Raw genomic sequence first — 15724 nt, forward strand, 5'->3', positions numbered from 1 at the left:
GGAGTTACACGTGAAAAAAGCAATTATTACCGGCATTACCGGCCAGGACGGTGCCTACCTTGCTCAGCTGTTGCTGGAAAAAGGCTACGTGGTCTATGGCACCTATCGCCGTACCAGCTCGGTCAATTTCTGGCGTATGGACGAGTTGGGTGTCACCCAGCACCCTAACCTGCACCTGGTCGAATATGACCTGACCGACCTGTCCTCCAGTATTCGCTTGCTGCAAACCACTGAGGCGACTGAGGTCTACAACCTGGCCGCGCAGAGCTTTGTCGGTGTGTCCTTCGATCAGCCGGTGACCACCGCTGAGATCACCGGCCTGGGCGCAGTCAACCTGTTGGAAGCGATCCGTATCGTTAACCCGAAGGTCCGTTTCTACCAGGCATCTACCTCAGAAATGTTTGGCAAGGTACAAGCGATCCCCCAGATCGAAACGACCTCTTTCTACCCGCGCAGCCCGTATGGTGTGGCCAAACTGTATGCACACTGGATGACCATCAACTACCGCGAGTCTTACGGTATCTTCGGTGCGAGCGGCATCCTGTTCAATCATGAGTCCCCGCTGCGTGGCCGTGAGTTTGTGACCCGCAAGATTACCGACTCGGTGGCCAAGATTACCCAGGGCAAGCTGGACGTCCTGGAGCTGGGCAACATGGATGCCAAGCGCGATTGGGGTTTTGCCAAGGAGTACGTTGAAGGTATGTGGCGCATGCTGCAGGCCGATGAGCCGGATACCTTCGTGCTGGCTACCAACCGTACTGAAACCGTACGCGACTTCGTATCGCTTGCATTCAAGGCAGTAGATATCAACCTCGACTGGAAAGGCCAGGGCGACCAGGAGCACGCGATCGATGCAGCCAGCGGCAAGACCGTTGTGCAGGTCAATCCGAAGTTCTACCGCCCAGCCGAAGTGGAGCTGTTGATTGGCGATCCTGCAAAAGCCAAGAAAGTGCTGGGCTGGGAGCCTAAAACCAATCTGGAAGAGCTGTGCCGGATGATGGTTGAGGCGGACTTGCGCCGCAATGAAAAAGGCTTTTCGTTCTAAGGCCGACAGGGCGCTTTTTGGCGCCCCGAGCGGGCGGGCCAGTTTATCGGCCCGCTCGTCCTACTCATGTTGTTCAGGCCAAAGGTGAATAGCCGTGAAACATGTTCTATTGACCGGAGCCAATGGCTTTGTCGGTAAGGTGCTGCAGGAACAATTACTTGCGGCTGGTTATCGGGTGAGCTGTGCTTGCACGTCCCCCAATCTGTCACCGCGTACAGGCGTGGAACAGGTTCTGTTGGATATTCGGGATGCTGACGCGTGCGCCGAGACCCTCGGGCGCATCAAGCCAAGCCACATCGTTCATCTGGCAGCTATTTCACATGTGCCGACCAGCTTTCGCGACCCTTTGCTGACGTGGAATACCAACGTCCTGGGCAGTTTGAATCTGCTGGAAGCAATCAAACAGCAAGCACCTGATGCTTTCGTTGTATTCGCCAGTTCTTCGGAAGTCTACGGTGAAGCCTTCAAGGCGGGTGTTGCGCTGGATGAAGACAGCCCTTGTTTGCCTATGAATCCCTATGCGGCGAGTAAATTGGCTGCGGAATTGGCGTTTGAGCAGTATTTCAAGCAAGGCATCCGTGGCGTAATCGCTCGCCCGTTCAACCACATCGGGCTCGGTCAATCTCCCGATTTCGTCACAGCGTCTTTTGCCAGGCAAATCGCGTTGATCGAGAGCGGAAAGCAGGCGCCGATCATGCAAGTGGGCAATCTTGAAGCGTGCCGGGATTTCCTCGACGTACGCGATGTGTGTGCAGCCTACTTGCAATTATTGGCGTTGAGCGAGACACAAGACCATCCACGGCTTTTTAATATCGCTTCCGGTAATGCACGCAAGATTCGCAGCATTCTTGATGAGCTGATTAGCCAGAGCAGTGCCAGTATTACCGTTGAGCTCGACCCGCAACGTTTGCGACCTTCGGACATACCGTTTGCTGTCGGTAACTGTGATCGTATCCGTGATGTCCTGAACTGGCAGCCGAAGATTTCGTTGAAAGAAACGCTGGCTTCATTGTTGGCAGACTGGCGCGTGCGCGTGGTAGCCGAACAGTGAGGGTGTTGATGGGAACTGAGTCGTTACGTCCCCCGTTGACCGGCATTGGTAATTACACCCTCAACCTGTTGCGTGAGTTCCAGGCATTGCCCGACGTTGATGCCGTTGATTGTTTTGACGGGAACAGATTTTCACCGATAAGGGATGTTCTTGCAGGGGGAGATCGTCCGTCGGCGTCGTCTTCCCATGGGCGCTCGGGCAGCCAATTGAATGTGCAGTTGCGTAAGGTCATACGGGCTATGCCAATGGCTTACCGCATGAGGTCGGCTTGGTCGGATGTGCGATTCAAGCAAGGAAGTCGATCTCGCCAGGATTTCGTTTATCACGAACCCAATTTCATCCTGAAGCCTCATGACGGACCTAGCGTGACGACGGTGCATGATCTTTCGTTCGTTCACCACCCGCAGTTTCACCCCGCGGAACGGGTAGCGTGGCTAAGTCGCCAATTGCCTCGGACCCTGGAGAGAGCGGACTTTGTGATCACGGACTCAGAAGTGGTACGCACCGAACTGATTGAACAGTTCAGCCTGCCCAGTGATAAGGTCAGGGCCATTTATTTGGGAGCGGACGCTCGATTTATACCGCGTTCGGCAGAAGCCACCAAAGCAGTGTTGGTCAAGTATGGTTTGGTCCATGGCAGTTACCTTGCGTTTGTCGGTACCATCGAACCCCGGAAGGGGATTTCCGTACTGCTGGACGCCTGGGAACAATTGACGCCGGCCATTCGCCGCGCATGGCCTTTGGTGATCGCTGGGGCACCTGGTTGGCGTAATGCTGAGCTGATGGGGCGCATCGAGGCATTACGGGCCAAGGGCGAAGTGAAGTTTCTGCAGTTCGTAAGTGCCCAGGACCTACCCTTCATTTATGCGGGAGCCGCGACGTTTGTCTACCCCTCCGTCTACGAGGGGTTTGGTTTGCCGGTGCTTGAGGCCATGGCCAGTGGCGTCCCGGTGATCTGTGGTACTGGTACCTCTATGGCTGAATTCGCTGAAGGGGCGTGCAAGCTCTTTGAGGTCGAGGATAGCGAAGCACTGGCATTGGCTATTTCGGAATTGGTTGAGGACTCGAAGTTGAGTGCACATATGGCTGGGCTTGGCATGGTCCGTGCTCGCCATTTCTCATGGGCTCGCTGCGCGCGAGAAACCGTACGGGTGTATGCAGAGATTCAACCATAAGGTGGACCCGTGATAGATGCACGTTGACAATGATGCAGTGGTAAGTGTGTGCAGCGGCTAGAGGGTTTGTACTTAGGCGCACATTAATTATGATTAGTCCGGTAAGGAACATTAAACAGTGACCTCAAGCACCATCCTCCAACAGAAGCCTGTATTTGATTCGGGGCAGCCGCTTATATCGTTGCGTAAAATAGTGAGAGATGATTGGGCGTTAATATTGGCCGGCTCGTTATTCGCGTTCTTTTTGGCAAGTATTTTGACGAGTGGCTTTTCCGGCGGCTGGTGGCCTGATTTGTCGGCTCCTTACCGGTATTCAGGTGATAGCCTTTCTCACGCATGGATGGCGCAGCGCGACTATGAGGGATGGGTTTTTGAAGGTGCTCGAAGTGGTTATCCGTTTGGGTCGAATTTCCTGGATTATCCTGGTTCGGATTTTGCGAATCACTTATTGCTTAAAATATTGGCAATCTTTTCTGGCAGTAGTTTTAAAGCGGCGAGTTTGTTCTTTTTGTTAAGCTTTCCCGCCGGATTTATCGCGTCATATGTTGTGGGGCGGGCGTTCGGATTGTTTCGTTCGTTTTCCTTTGTCGGCGCCCTGTTGTTTATATTTTTGCCATTTCATATGTTGAGGATTAATCATCTTTTTTACACATGGTATTTCGTGGTTCCGATTTTTTTCTATATTTCTTTCATGCTGTTTAGCGCTTCAGTAGATACCAAAAAGAAACCGGCTAAAGATTTTTTTAGGCTAAAGACGGGAGCATTGGTCGTTGGCCTGCTGATGTTGGCGTCTTTTGGCGTGTACTACGCTTTATTCGGCGTAGTTGTAGTCTTGCTGGGCGGCATACTTGGATGGGCCCGGACTGGGCGGATGAGTATCGTTGCGCGTGCGCTACTGATTGTTTCGGTATTGGTTGCTGGCGTATTTATTAATATTGCCCCCAATCTGATTTACACGCGGCACGCTGGCGTCAATCCTGAGGTGGCGCAGCGCTCATCGGCGGAGTCTGAGCTCTATGGGTTCAAACTTATGCAGCTGGTATTGCCGCGAGCCGATCACCGGGTGTCACGGTTAGGCAACGTTACCAAGTCGTATAATTCATCCTTTCCATTGATAAATGAAAATACGACGTCCACCCTGGGTGTCATTGGGGCCGTTGGTTTATTGGTTGCGTTCTGTGTGTTGTTATTGTCCCTCGCGGGTAAAGAGATAGACCGCCGGCTGAGTTTTTTGGTTGCCATTGTCTTTGTGCTGTTTATGCTGGGTACGGTGGGTGGTCTGGGAGCTATTTTTTCTACCTTTATTTCTTCGTCAATCAGGGCCTGGAACCGGATCAGCGTATTTGTCGGATTTGGCGCGATATTGATTTTTTTTATTGCGCTTCAAATCTTGATGAAAAAACACCTTTCCAAGGTCAAGTCCTATCCGGCTGCGGCCGCTGTGTTATTGCTGATCGTCGGGCTTTATGATCAGACAGTACCGGCCTGCGCTTCTTGTACAGCTGATGTGAAAAGTGCATACCAGAGTGATAGAGATTTTGTTCAAGCGATTGAGTCGAGGCTTCCTGCCGGTGCTGCCGTTTACCAACTTCCGTACATAGGGTTTCCAGAAACGCCGCCGTTGTATCATCTTAATGGCTATCAGTTGGCTGCAGGTGTACTGCAATCCAAGGCTCTCCACTGGAGTTTTGGAGGAATGAAAGGGCGGGACGGTGACTTGTTTTACCGCTCTCTTTCCAAAGAGTCTGCAGAAAAGCAACTGGGTGTCATCCAGCGTCTGGGGTTCAACGGCATCTACCTGGATCGTCGTGGTTACGAGGATAATGGACAGGCTTTGATTCAGGAGTTTACTGCTCTATTGGGTGCCGGCCCGTCTATATCAAGTGCTGACGGGAATATTGTGTTCTTTGATTTGAAGTCTTCGGTAAGCGATGATCTGGTTGGATTGAGTCCTGCGCAGATAATGGAAAAGTCGGGTTACTATGCCGATAAGTTGGGGACGCGGTACACGGCCAGCTTGCATGAAGGGATAGACTTCGCTCGTGAGGGCTGGCCTGAGTTTGTGCGAAACGCCAAAGGATTTTCCGGTAATGAACCGTGGGGGCGTTGGTCTGACAAGAATGTGTCCGACAGTTTGCGGTTGGATTTCAGGGCGCCCCTGCCTGATAAGTTCACGTTGGTTTTGGTGGCCCGTGCATTTGCCTCTAATGCAAATCAGCCCATCAAGGTACTGGTGGGCGACCACAAGTACGAGGTGACCCTTAACGCTGATAGCACTGAGGTCCACTTGCAGGTCGACCTGGGCGGTCATACCGCTGATCGCATTTCGTTCCTGCCACCCAACCCTGTTTCTCCTCAAGAGCTCGGTGTAAGTGGTGATGGGCGAAAATTGGGCATTGGGTTTACGTCGTTGCGAATTGATTACTGAACGAACCGTTGCTCCGAGATGATTACTACACAGAACTGTTGAATCAGTTCTGTGTCTAAACAGGTTAGCCAAGTGCAGCTATCCAGGGCGTCAAGGTGCGTTGCCAAGGTCGCCCGGGAGCTGGTTGAGGTCCTGAATGGAGGCGCTCTGTACGACGGTTAGGTAAATTGGCACTGGCGATAGGGGGCGTCGTGGTACTGAATGCGTGTAATGCTGGAATGCCAGAACACGTGTTTTTTGCGCAATACAGCTCGGCCCGTACCAGTTTGGACGTCGTATCGGCGAGCGCATTCACGTCGGCGGTCACTGTCAAAAATATCTGTTTTTTATATCTTGTTTGGGCACGATTCACTGTTTTTAAAATAGGTGTTAATTGAAGATACTACATTTTTATAAAACCTTTGCCGCAGACCAGCATGGGGGGGTGGAGATGTTTATTCGCCATTTGACCCATGCTACACACTTGCAAGGGTGTGAAAATGTGGTGCTGTCGTTGGCGAAAGAGGCGGTGCCTTCCGTTCAAGAGGCCGACTATGAGTTAATCCAGGCGAAGGAAGATTTCAATCTTGCTTCGACAGGCATATCCTTCTCATCATTTAAGCTTTTTGCCAAACTGGCAGAGTCAGCTGATATTATTCACTATCACTTCCCGTGGCCTTTTATGGATTTGGTCCATTTCGCATCCCGGGTCAAGAAGCCAACCGTAGTGACTTATCATTCTGATATCGTTCGTCAGAGGCTTTTAAAGCTTCTCTACAGTCCCTTGCAAAATATGTTCCTGAATAGTGTTGATAGGATTATTGCGACAAGTCCAAACTATCTCGAAAGTTCACCAGTTCTGGCGAATTATCGCGACAAGTCTGGGGCGATTCCGATCGGTCTGGAGCAATCCATGTATCCGGCGTTCGAGCCTGAAAAAGTGGCTGAACTTCAAGCTCGGCATGGTCGATTTTTTCTGTTTGTTGGCGTGCTCCGTTACTACAAGGGGTTAGAGTATTTATTGCAGGCCATGCAGGGGATGGACTGGCCATTGCTGATTGTCGGCGCGGGACCGTTAGAGCAAGAATTAATGCAGATGGCGGCCAGCCGGAAACTGAAAAATGTGCATTTTATCGGGCAAGTTACCGAACAGGAAAAGGTTAACTTGTTTGCGGCGTGTTATGCCGTGATTTTTCCTTCACATCTGCGTTCAGAGGCGTTTGGGATAAGCCTGCTTGAGGCCGCAATGTTTGGAAAGCCGATGGTGTGCAGTGAAATAGGGACTGGGACGAGCTTTATTAACAAAGATGAAGTCTCTGGCTTTGTTGTGCCTCCAGAAGACGCGCTTGCTATGCGGGATGCGATGGCAAAGCTCTGGAACTCTCCTGCATTGGCGGCGGATTATGGAGCAGCTGCACGAGAGCGCTACTTAAACGTGTTTACGTCTAGATTGATGGGGGAGGCTTATATAAAGGTCTACGCTGACCTGTTGGGACGCTGAAGAAAAACGTCAGGTTAGAGGCTATCTCTATAGGGCATTCAGTCTGAGTGCGAGGACAGTCTATATTACGCGTAGAACCATAACCCCCCCGTCCGATGACTGAGTGCCGTTAAACGGACGGTGCTGTTTTCAAGGGGCTTGTGGATCTATCTGCACGGTGGCCGACATTGTGCGAAGGGGTTATGTAAGTGGACAGCTGATCTTCGCGATAAAATCCATAGATGCAGACGGTCTGAAGTGTTTGGTGTGGATTTAAGACGTGCGCAGTCCGAATGGCCTTTTCAGCCTCACCCGAGCATCGGATAAGTAAACAACGCAAAATGCAGCAAATTCAGCCCAAAATGCGTAACAACCGCCGCCCCCAACCCGCCAAACCGATACGCCAGCCCATAGCCGACGCCAGCAATAGTCGCCAGCAACGTCCACTGCCAACCCGCACCCAAGTGCACCAGCCCGAACAGCAACGCCGCCGACAACAGCGCCAAATTCTCCCCATAGGGCAACTGGCTGAACCGCCGGCTCAACCCACCCTGGATATACCCCCGAAACAACGCTTCCTCCACCAGCGTCACCAGCAACAAATTATTCAACACCCACAGCCAGGCCTGTTCCGGCCATTTTGGCGCCCAACTGATAATCCCCAGCAACACCGCGCCGCCCAGTGCGGCAATCGCCGTCAAGGTCAACGCCAGGGCGGTGGCATAGATCGACAGGCGCAACGAGCGCCGCGCAACAATCCACGGGCAGGCCAGCAGCAGCCAGAAGCCAATCAGCGGCTTGTCCTGGTTCAAATACATCGAGAACGGTACGGCATCATCAGTAAAGCGCTGTGGCGCGATTCCGCGGCCGTTGTAAAACCCCGGCAGCCAATGCATCGCCAACCCCAGCGCCAATACGATAAACAAGCCATGGCCCAAATATCGCACCCAAGGGTTTCGCTGTTGGCGTACGGCAAACCCGGCCAACAGCAACATAGCGACGGACAACCCCGCCATTAAACCCAGTTGCCCGTAGCTCAAGGCAAGTACATAGCCGATGGAAAGAAGCGCCAGGTACAGCCATGGCATCGCGAGCATGGGAAATCCTTGTGACAGTCAAAATCTGAGGCCGGCAGTATAACGACCGTCTTGCGCCGCAAAAATGAAAACACCGCCTTTGTAGGCGGTGTTTTGTGTCGCGGGTGTCAGTTACGAGGCAATCAACTGCCGCAACACGTAGTGCAGGATCCCGCCCGCCTTGAAGTACTCGACTTCATTCAGGGTGTCGATGCGGCACAGCACCTCGACTTTCTCGCTGCTGCCGTCTTCACGGGTGATCACCAGTGTCAGGTTCATGCGCGGTTCGATCTCGGCATGGGTCAGGCCCAGGATGTCGATCTTCTCCTTGCCGGTCAGCTTGAGGGCCTTGCGGTTCTGGTCCAGCTTGAACTGCAATGGCAATACGCCCATGCCCACCAGGTTGGAGCGGTGAATCCGCTCGAAGCTCTCGGCGATCACCGCCTTGACCCCCAGCAGGTTGGTGCCCTTGGCGGCCCAGTCGCGGCTTGAGCCGGTGCCGTATTCCTGGCCGGCGATCACCACCAGAGGGGTGCCCGACGCCTGGTATTTCATGGCGGCGTCGTAGATCGGCATTTTCTCGCCGGTAGGGATGTAGATCGTGTTGCCGCCTTCTTCACCACCGAGCATTTCGTTGCGGATGCGGATGTTGGCGAAGGTGCCGCGCATCATCACTTCGTGGTTGCCGCGACGCGAGCCGTAGGAGTTGAAGTCCCGCGGTTCGACGCCCTGCTCGCGCAGGTATTTGCCGGCCGGGCTGTCGGTCTTGATGTTACCGGCGGGGGAGATGTGGTCGGTGGTCACCGAGTCTCCCAGCAGTGCCAGCACGTTGGCGCCTTTGACGTCTTCGATCACCGGCAGTGGCCCGCCAATGTCGTCGAAGAACGGTGGATGCTGGATGTAGGTCGAATCCTTTTGCCAGACGTAGGTAGCGGCCTGTGGCACTTCAATGGCTTGCCACTGTTCGTCGCCAGCAAACACTTCGGCGTATTCCTTGTGGAACATCTGGGTGCTGACTTGCGCGACGGCGTCGGCAATTTCCTTGCTGCTGGGCCAGATGTCCCGCAGGTACACCGGTTTTCCGTCGGAGCCGGTGCCCAGGGGTTCGCTGCTGATGTCCATGCGCACGGTGCCGGCCAGGGCGTAGGCCACGACGAGAGGCGGGGAGGCCAGCCAGTTGGTTTTCACCAGTGGGTGCACCCGGCCTTCGAAGTTACGGTTGCCCGAGAGTACCGAGGCCACGGCCAGGTCGGCTTTCTGGATGGCTTTCTCGATCGGCTCGGGCAGCGGCCCGGAGTTGCCGATGCAGGTGGTGCAGCCATAACCCACCAGGTCGAAGCCCAGCTTGTCGAGGTACTGGGTCAAGCCCGCCGCTTTATAGTAATCGGTGACTACTTTCGAGCCGGGCGCCAGGGAGGTTTTCACCCACGGCTTGCTCTTCAGTCCTTTCTCCACGGCTTTTTTCGCCACCAGGCCGGCGGCCATCATCACGCTCGGGTTGGAGGTGTTGGTGCAGGAGGTGATCGCCGCGATCACCACCGCGCCGTTTTTCAGGCGATAGGTCTGGCCTTCGAAGTCGTAATCGGCTTCACCGATCAGGTCGGCATTGCCAACAGCCACACCGCCACCGCCTTCACTTTCCAGGCGGCCTTCTTCTTTGTTGGTCGGTTTGAATTGCAGGTCGAGGAAGTCGCTGAAGGCCTGGCCGACGTTCGGCAGCGAGACGCGGTCCTGCGGGCGTTTAGGCCCGGCCAGGCTGGCTTCGACGCTGCCCATGTCCAGGGCGAGGCTGTCGGTGAACACCGGTTCCTGGCCCGCATTGCGCCACAGGCCCTGGGCTTTGGTGTACGCCTCTACCAGTTTGACGGTTTCTAAAGGACGGCCCGACAGGCGCAGGTAGTCCAGTGTCACCTCATCCACCGGGAAGAAGCCGCAGGTTGCGCCGTATTCCGGGGCCATGTTGGCGATGGTGGCACGGTCGGCCAGGGGCAGGTCAGCCAGGCCATCACCATAGAACTCTACGAATTTGCCGACCACGCCTTTTTTACGCAGCATCTGGGTGACGGTCAGCACCAGGTCGGTGGCGGTGATGCCTTCTTTCAGCTTGCCGGTGAGCTTGAAGCCGATCACTTCCGGGATCAGCATCGACACCGGCTGGCCGAGCATTGCGGCTTCCGCTTCAATCCCGCCCACGCCCCAGCCCAATACGCCGAGGCCGTTGATCATGGTGGTATGGGAGTCGGTGCCTACAAGCGTGTCGGGGAAGGCATAGGTGCGGCCGTCTTCATCTTTGGTCCACACGGTGCGGCCGAGGTATTCCAGGTTGACCTGGTGGCAGATGCCGGTGCCTGGCGGTACCACGCTGAAGTTGTCGAAGGCGCTCTGGCCCCAACGCAGGAAGGCGTAGCGTTCCCCGTTGCGCTGCATTTCGATGTCGACGTTTTCCTGGAAGGCGCCGGTGGTGGCGAATTTGTCGACCATCACTGAGTGGTCGATCACCAGGTCTACCGGTGACAGCGGGTTGATGCGCTGCGGGTCACCGCCGGCCTTGGCCACCGCGGCGCGCATGGCGGCGAGGTCGACCACGGCGGGAACGCCGGTAAAGTCTTGCATCAGCACCCGGGCCGGGCGGTATTGGATCTCGCGGTCGGAGCGGCGCTCCTTGAGCCAGGCGGCAATGGCCTTGAGGTCGGCGCCGGTGACGGTTTTTTCGTCTTCCCAGCGCAGCAGGTTTTCCAGCAGCACCTTGAGGGACATGGGCAGCTTGTCCAGATCACCCAGGCTCTTGGCGGCTTCGGGCAAGCTGAAGTAGTGATAGGTCTTGTCGTCGATCTGTAGGGTTTTAAGGGTTCTCAGGCTATCAAGGGATGACATTACATGACTCCTTATGGTCCGCACGGCTACGGACCTGACGGGACGAACAGAGCTTACAAATTAGCCCTGTTTTAAGTAGCTGGCTAATTACTGGACTCTATGGACAAGTCCAAGGTTCCGAACTCGGCTATCATGCGCGCGTTTTCATGACAGGCATTGCGCTATAGCAAGCCCGTGATCCAGGAGAGTTGATGAACACCCTTTTTATGCACTGCCGCCCGGGTTTTGAAGGCGAAGTCTGTTCCGAGATCGCGGAACACGCCGCGCGCCTGAACGTTTCGGGCTACGCCAAGGCCAAGACCGGCAGCGCCTGCGCTGAATTTGTGTGCACCGAAGAAGACGGCGCCCAGCGCCTGATGCGCGGCCAACGCTTTGCCGAGCTGATCTTTCCAAGGCAGTGGGCGCGTGGGGTGTTCATCGATTTGCCGGAAACCGACCGCATCAGCGTCATCCTGGCGCACCTGCGGGATTTCCCGGTGTGTGGCAGCCTGTGGCTGGAAATGGTCGACACCAACGATGGCAAGGAGCTGTCGAACTTCTGCAAGAAATTCGAAGGGCACCTGCGCAAGGCGCTGATGGCTGCCGGCAAGCTGGTGGAAGACGCCGCCAAGCCGCGCCTGTTGCTGACCTTCAAGAGCGGTCGCGAAGTGTTCATGGGCCTGGCCGAGTCGAACAACTCGGCGATGTGGCCGATGGGCATTCCCCGCCTGAAATTCCCCCGGGACGCGCCAAGCCGCTCGACCTTGAAGCTGGAAGAGGCCTGGCACCACTTTATCCCCCGTGATCAGTGGGACGAGCGCCTGCACAGCGACATGACCGGCGTCGACCTCGGCGCAGCGCCGGGCGGCTGGACCTGGCAACTGGTCAACCGTGGCATGCTGGTGACCGCCATCGACAACGGCCCGATGGCCGAGAGCCTGATGGACACCGGGCTGGTGCAGCACTTGATGGCCGATGGCTTCATCTACACGCCCAAGCAGCCGGTGGACTGGATGGTCTGCGACATCGTCGAGAAACCGGCGCGCAACGCGGCCTTGCTGGAAACCTGGATTGGCGAGGGACATTGCCGCGAGGCAGTGGTCAACCTGAAGTTGCCGATGAAGCAGCGCTATGCGGAGGTGAGGCGCCTGCTCGACCGGATCGCGGAAGGCTTCAAGGAGCGGGGCATTCGGGTGGAGATCGGTTGCAAGCAGCTGTACCACGACCGTGAAGAAGTGACCTGCCATTTGCGTCGGCTGGATGTGAAGAAGCCGAAGGCCCGGTAAACCGCCCCCTGTAGGAGCGAGCACGCTCGCGAAAACCTTGAGGGCGCCGCTGACTACCTGGCGCCCCGCGTTACCGTTAAAATGCCGGCCTGTTTAGGAGTAAACCATGAGCCTGACCCCTGATTTACCCGTCGATGCCGTTCTCGACGCCACCGGCCTCAACTGCCCTGAACCGGTGATGATGTTGCACCAGCACATCCGCGACCTGGCGCCCGGTGGCTTGCTCAAGGTGATCGCGACCGATCCGTCGACCCGCCGCGACATCCCCAAGTTCTGCGTATTTCTTGACCATGAACTGGTGGACCAGCAGGAACAAGCCGGTACTTACCTGTACTGGATCCGCAAGAAGTCCGCTTAAACCCGGCGAATCCGCTTGCGTGCACTGCGCATCAGGCGGATCACCAGCATCGCCGCCGCACAGCTCAGGCCCACGATCAGACCCTGCCACAAGCCACTCGGGCCGCGGGCCTGGCCCAGCCAGTCGGTCAGCCCCAGCGCGTAGCCCACCGGCAAGCCCACGCCCCAATACGCAAACAGCGTCAGCACCATGGTCACCCGCGTGTCCTGATAACCGCGCAGCGCACCGGCGGCCGTGACCTGGATCGCGTCCGAGAACTGAAACAGCGCCGCAAACACAATCAGCATCGCCGCCACCTGGATCACCAGCGGGTCCTGGGTGTAAATGGTGGCGATGTGTTCGCGAAACAGCAGCATCAGGCTGCAGGACAGGCAGGCGTAAACCAGCGCCGTGCCCATCCCCACACCGGCAGCGAAGCGCGCTTCACGGGGTTCGCCACGGCCCAGGGCCTGGCCCACGCGCACGGTGACCGCCATGCTCAACGAGTAGGGGATCATGAACACCAGCGAGCTGAAATTCAGCGCGATCTGGTGCCCGGCCACCACTGTGGCGCCGAGGCTGCCGATCAGCAGCGCGATCACCGCGAAGATGCTCGACTCGGCAAACACCGCAATCCCGATCGGCAAGCCAATGCTCAATACGCGCTTGATCACCGACCACTGCGGCCAGTCAAAGCGCTTGAACAGCTCACTGCTCTGATAGACCGGCGCCCAACGGGTCCAGGCGGCGAGGCCGAACATCATCACCCACATCACGATCGCCGTGGCCCAGCCACACCCGATGCCGCCCATGGCCGGCACGCCGAAGTGGCCGTAGATAAACACATAGTTCAGCGGAATATTCAGCGCCAGCCCGCACAGGCCCATGACCATGCTCGGCCGGGTGCGGCCCAGGCCGTCGCTGAAGCAGCGCAGCACGTAATACAGCGCAATCGCCGGCATGCCCGAGGCGATGCCGTGCAGGTAGCCCATGCACGGCTTGATCAGCTCCGGATCGACCTTCATCAGGTGCAGGATCGGTTCGGCGCTGATCAGCAACAGCAGCGCGGTAATCCCCACCACCAGTGCCAGCCACATCGACTGGCGCACCAGCGGGCCGATCTCACCGTGAGTGCCGGCGCCAAAACGTTGCGCGACCTTCGGCGTGGTGGCCAGCAGGGTGCCGGTCATCAGCAGGTATACCGGGATCCAGATGGAGTTGCCCAGGGCGACCGCCGCCAGGTCCCGGGCGCTGACACGCCCGGCCATCACCGCATCGACAAAACCCATGGCGGTGGTCGCCAGTTGCCCGATCATGATCGGCAGGGCCAGCGCCAGCAGGTTACGCACCTCAAGGCTGACGCGGGCTGGGCGGGAGAGGGCGGTGGTGGTTGCGGCAGTGTTCACGTACGGATGTCCAGAGAGGCGGAGCGCAGGACGGCGCATTCTACGCCCTGACGTGTTGGTCAGGAAAAAACCTGTGTTGTGGATTTGTAAACGATGCAGGCTCCCACATTAAATCCAGGGTGTTTGGCAAATCTCATTCCAATCCCGATCCCTGTACACTGCTGATCCGCGAAAGGAGCCTTCCATGCTGATTGTTGCCGACGAAAATATCCCGCTGCTCGATGCATTCTTCGAAGGATTTGGCGAGATTCGCCGGGTCCCGGGCCGGTCCATCGACCGCGCAACCCTTGAGCAGGCCGATGTGCTGCTGGTGCGTTCGGTGACCAACGTCAACCGGGCGTTGCTCGAAGGCACGCCGGTGCGGTTTGTCGGTACCTGCACCATCGGCACCGACCACCTCGACCTCGATTACTTCCAGCGCGCCGGTATCCAGTGGTCCAGTGCCCCGGGTTGCAACGCCCGTGGCGTGGTCGACTATGTGCTGGGCAGCCTGCTGACCCTGGCCGAGATCGAAGGCGCCGACCTGGCCCAGCGTACCTACGGCGTGGTGGGTGCCGGTGAAGTTGGCGGGCGCCTGGTCAAGGTGCTCAAGGCTTTGGGCTGGAACGTGCTGGTGTGCGACCCGCCCCGGCAGATCGCCGAGGACGGTGATTACGTCAGTCTGGAGCAGATTGTCGAGCAGTGCGATGTGATCAACCTGCACACGCCGCTGAACAAATCCGGCAACGGTTCGACCTGGCACCTGTTTGACCGCGAGCGTCTCAATCAGCTCAAGCCCGGCGCCTGGCTGATCAACGCCAGCCGTGGCCCTGTGGTGGACAACGCAGCCCTCAAGGACGTGCTGCTGGACCGTGAAGACCTGCAGGCGGTGCTGGATGTGTGGGAAGGCGAGCCCCAGGTGGATGTCGACCTGGCCGACTTGTGTGTGCTGGCCACCCCGCATATCGCCGGCTACAGCCTGGACGGCCGGCAGCGCGGCACGGCGCAGATCTACCAGGCGCTGTGCCGGTATCTGGGCCAGGAGCCAACCATTCAACTCAGCGACTTGCTGCCGGAACCCTGGCTGGCCGAGGTCAGCCTCAACGCCAATACCGACCCGGCCTGGGCGCTGGCGGCCCTGTGCCGTGGCGTGTACGACCCGCGCCGTGATGACGCGGATTTCCGCCGCAGCCTGGTAGGCACCGTGGACGAACAGCGCAAGGCGTTTGACCAACTGCGCAAGCACTACCCGCCGCGGCGTGAGATTGATGGTCTGAAGGTACGGGTCAGCGGCGAGTCTGCAGCCCTGTCGAACATTGTCTCGGCGTTGGGCGCACAGGCAATCTGAGGGCATAAAAAACCCGGCCCTCAAGGCCGGGTTTAAAAGAGCGTGGGCGAATCAGCCTCGCTTGGCAGGCTTGACCAATTTCTGCTCCAGTTCGGCGCATGCGCTCTGGATCATTTCTTCGGTGATTTGCACTTCGCGGCCTTGAGCGTCGATGTACGAGCAAGGCAACTGCTGCGGTTGGCGGATCACTTCAATCTTGGCATCGCTGCTGTTTTGCAAGGACATGGCCCGTCTCCTCATCAGGTTGTGTACCTACTCTAAAACCCCCGCGTGACCACGTT

The 15724-nt window shown here is 57.1% G+C and carries 12 protein-coding genes; 8 read left to right on the top strand and 4 right to left on the bottom strand.

All coding sequences use genetic code 11. The annotated features are described in order from the left end of the window. Nucleotides 1-10 precede the first annotated feature (10 nt). The 5 genes from gmd to P3C29_RS00345 all read left to right on the top strand — a co-directional run bounded on the left by gmd (nucleotide 11) and on the right by P3C29_RS00345 (nucleotide 7179). Nucleotides 11-1045, top strand: coding sequence for a GDP-mannose 4,6-dehydratase (gene gmd, locus P3C29_RS00325; protein WP_201122272.1), 1035 nt, complete (start codon nucleotides 11-13; stop codon nucleotides 1043-1045). Nucleotides 1046-1139: 94 nt separating this feature from the next. Next, entirely contained in the window at nucleotides 1140-2096 is a 957-nt protein-coding gene (locus P3C29_RS00330) for a GDP-mannose 4,6-dehydratase (protein ID WP_275963672.1), read from the top strand. An 8-nt stretch (nucleotides 2097-2104) separates the two neighbouring features. Continuing rightward, nucleotides 2105-3271, top strand: coding sequence for a glycosyltransferase family 1 protein (locus P3C29_RS00335; RefSeq protein WP_275963673.1), 1167 nt, complete (start codon nucleotides 2105-2107; stop codon nucleotides 3269-3271). A 118-nt stretch (nucleotides 3272-3389) separates the two neighbouring features. Next, nucleotides 3390-5699, top strand: coding sequence for a sugar translocase (locus P3C29_RS00340; protein ID WP_275963674.1), 2310 nt, complete (start codon nucleotides 3390-3392; stop codon nucleotides 5697-5699). 373 nt (nucleotides 5700-6072) lie between these two features. Then, nucleotides 6073-7179, top strand: coding sequence for a glycosyltransferase (locus P3C29_RS00345; protein WP_275963675.1), 1107 nt, complete (start codon nucleotides 6073-6075; stop codon nucleotides 7177-7179). 287 nt (nucleotides 7180-7466) lie between these two features. On the opposite strand, the gene P3C29_RS00350 is transcribed toward P3C29_RS00345, so the two are convergent. Beyond that, nucleotides 7467-8255 carry a CPBP family intramembrane glutamic endopeptidase gene (locus P3C29_RS00350; RefSeq protein ID WP_275963676.1) on the bottom strand — a complete coding sequence of 263 codons (789 nt, stop codon included), beginning with the start codon at nucleotides 8253-8255 and terminating at the stop codon, nucleotides 7467-7469. 111 nt (nucleotides 8256-8366) lie between these two features. After that, the gene (gene acnA, locus P3C29_RS00355; RefSeq protein ID WP_275963677.1) at nucleotides 8367-11108 is read right to left on the bottom strand and encodes an aconitate hydratase AcnA; all 2742 of its coding nucleotides are present in this window, start codon (nucleotides 11106-11108) and stop codon (nucleotides 8367-8369) included. 191 nt (nucleotides 11109-11299) lie between these two features. On the opposite strand from acnA, the gene rlmM reads away from it, so the two are divergent. Together rlmM and tusA are read left to right on the top strand one after the other, a co-directional pair. Continuing rightward, a complete protein-coding gene (gene rlmM, locus P3C29_RS00360) occupies nucleotides 11300-12373 on the top strand; it encodes a 23S rRNA (cytidine(2498)-2'-O)-methyltransferase RlmM (protein ID WP_201122295.1) in 1074 nt (357 codons plus the stop codon). Nucleotides 12374-12479: 106 nt separating this feature from the next. After that, nucleotides 12480-12731, top strand: coding sequence for a sulfurtransferase TusA (tusA, locus tag P3C29_RS00365; protein WP_003218998.1), 252 nt, complete (start codon nucleotides 12480-12482; stop codon nucleotides 12729-12731). Here tusA and P3C29_RS00370 read toward each other — a convergent pair. Beyond that, complete coding sequence (locus P3C29_RS00370) at nucleotides 12728-14116, bottom strand: MATE family efflux transporter (RefSeq protein ID WP_275963678.1); 1389 nt, start codon at nucleotides 14114-14116, stop codon at nucleotides 12728-12730. The two genes, tusA and P3C29_RS00370, sit on opposite strands and share 4 nt — an antisense overlap. Before the next feature lie 184 nt (nucleotides 14117-14300). On the opposite strand from P3C29_RS00370, the gene pdxB reads away from it, so the two are divergent. Then, nucleotides 14301-15443, top strand: coding sequence for a 4-phosphoerythronate dehydrogenase PdxB (gene pdxB, locus P3C29_RS00375; RefSeq protein WP_275963679.1), 1143 nt, complete (start codon nucleotides 14301-14303; stop codon nucleotides 15441-15443). Between the two features lie 51 nt (nucleotides 15444-15494). Here pdxB and P3C29_RS00380 read toward each other — a convergent pair whose 3' ends face one another. Continuing rightward, complete coding sequence (locus P3C29_RS00380) at nucleotides 15495-15668, bottom strand: PA1571 family protein (protein ID WP_201122301.1); 174 nt, start codon at nucleotides 15666-15668, stop codon at nucleotides 15495-15497. Between the last annotated feature and the right edge of the window lie 56 nt (nucleotides 15669-15724).

The organism is Pseudomonas sp. 1912-s (assembly GCF_029269205.1).
Lineage (GTDB): Bacteria > Pseudomonadota > Gammaproteobacteria > Pseudomonadales > Pseudomonadaceae > Aquipseudomonas.

Excerpts from the sequence above, each read along its gene's own strand:
- pdxB (WP_275963679.1), top strand. The coding sequence starts at position 14,301 with ATGCTGATTGTTGCCGACGAAAATATCCCGCTGCTCGATGCATTCTTC.
- rlmM (WP_201122295.1), top strand. The coding sequence starts at position 11,300 with ATGAACACCCTTTTTATGCACTGCCGCCCGGGTTTTGAAGGCGAAGTC.
- P3C29_RS00380 (WP_201122301.1), bottom strand. The coding sequence starts at position 15,668 with ATGTCCTTGCAAAACAGCAGCGATGCCAAGATTGAAGTGATCCGCCAA.
- acnA (WP_275963677.1), bottom strand. The coding sequence starts at position 11,108 with ATGTCATCCCTTGATAGCCTGAGAACCCTTAAAACCCTACAGATCGAC.
- P3C29_RS00350 (WP_275963676.1), bottom strand. The coding sequence starts at position 8,255 with ATGCTCGCGATGCCATGGCTGTACCTGGCGCTTCTTTCCATCGGCTAT.
- P3C29_RS00335 (WP_275963673.1), top strand. The coding sequence starts at position 2,105 with ATGGGAACTGAGTCGTTACGTCCCCCGTTGACCGGCATTGGTAATTAC.
- tusA (WP_003218998.1), top strand. The coding sequence starts at position 12,480 with ATGAGCCTGACCCCTGATTTACCCGTCGATGCCGTTCTCGACGCCACC.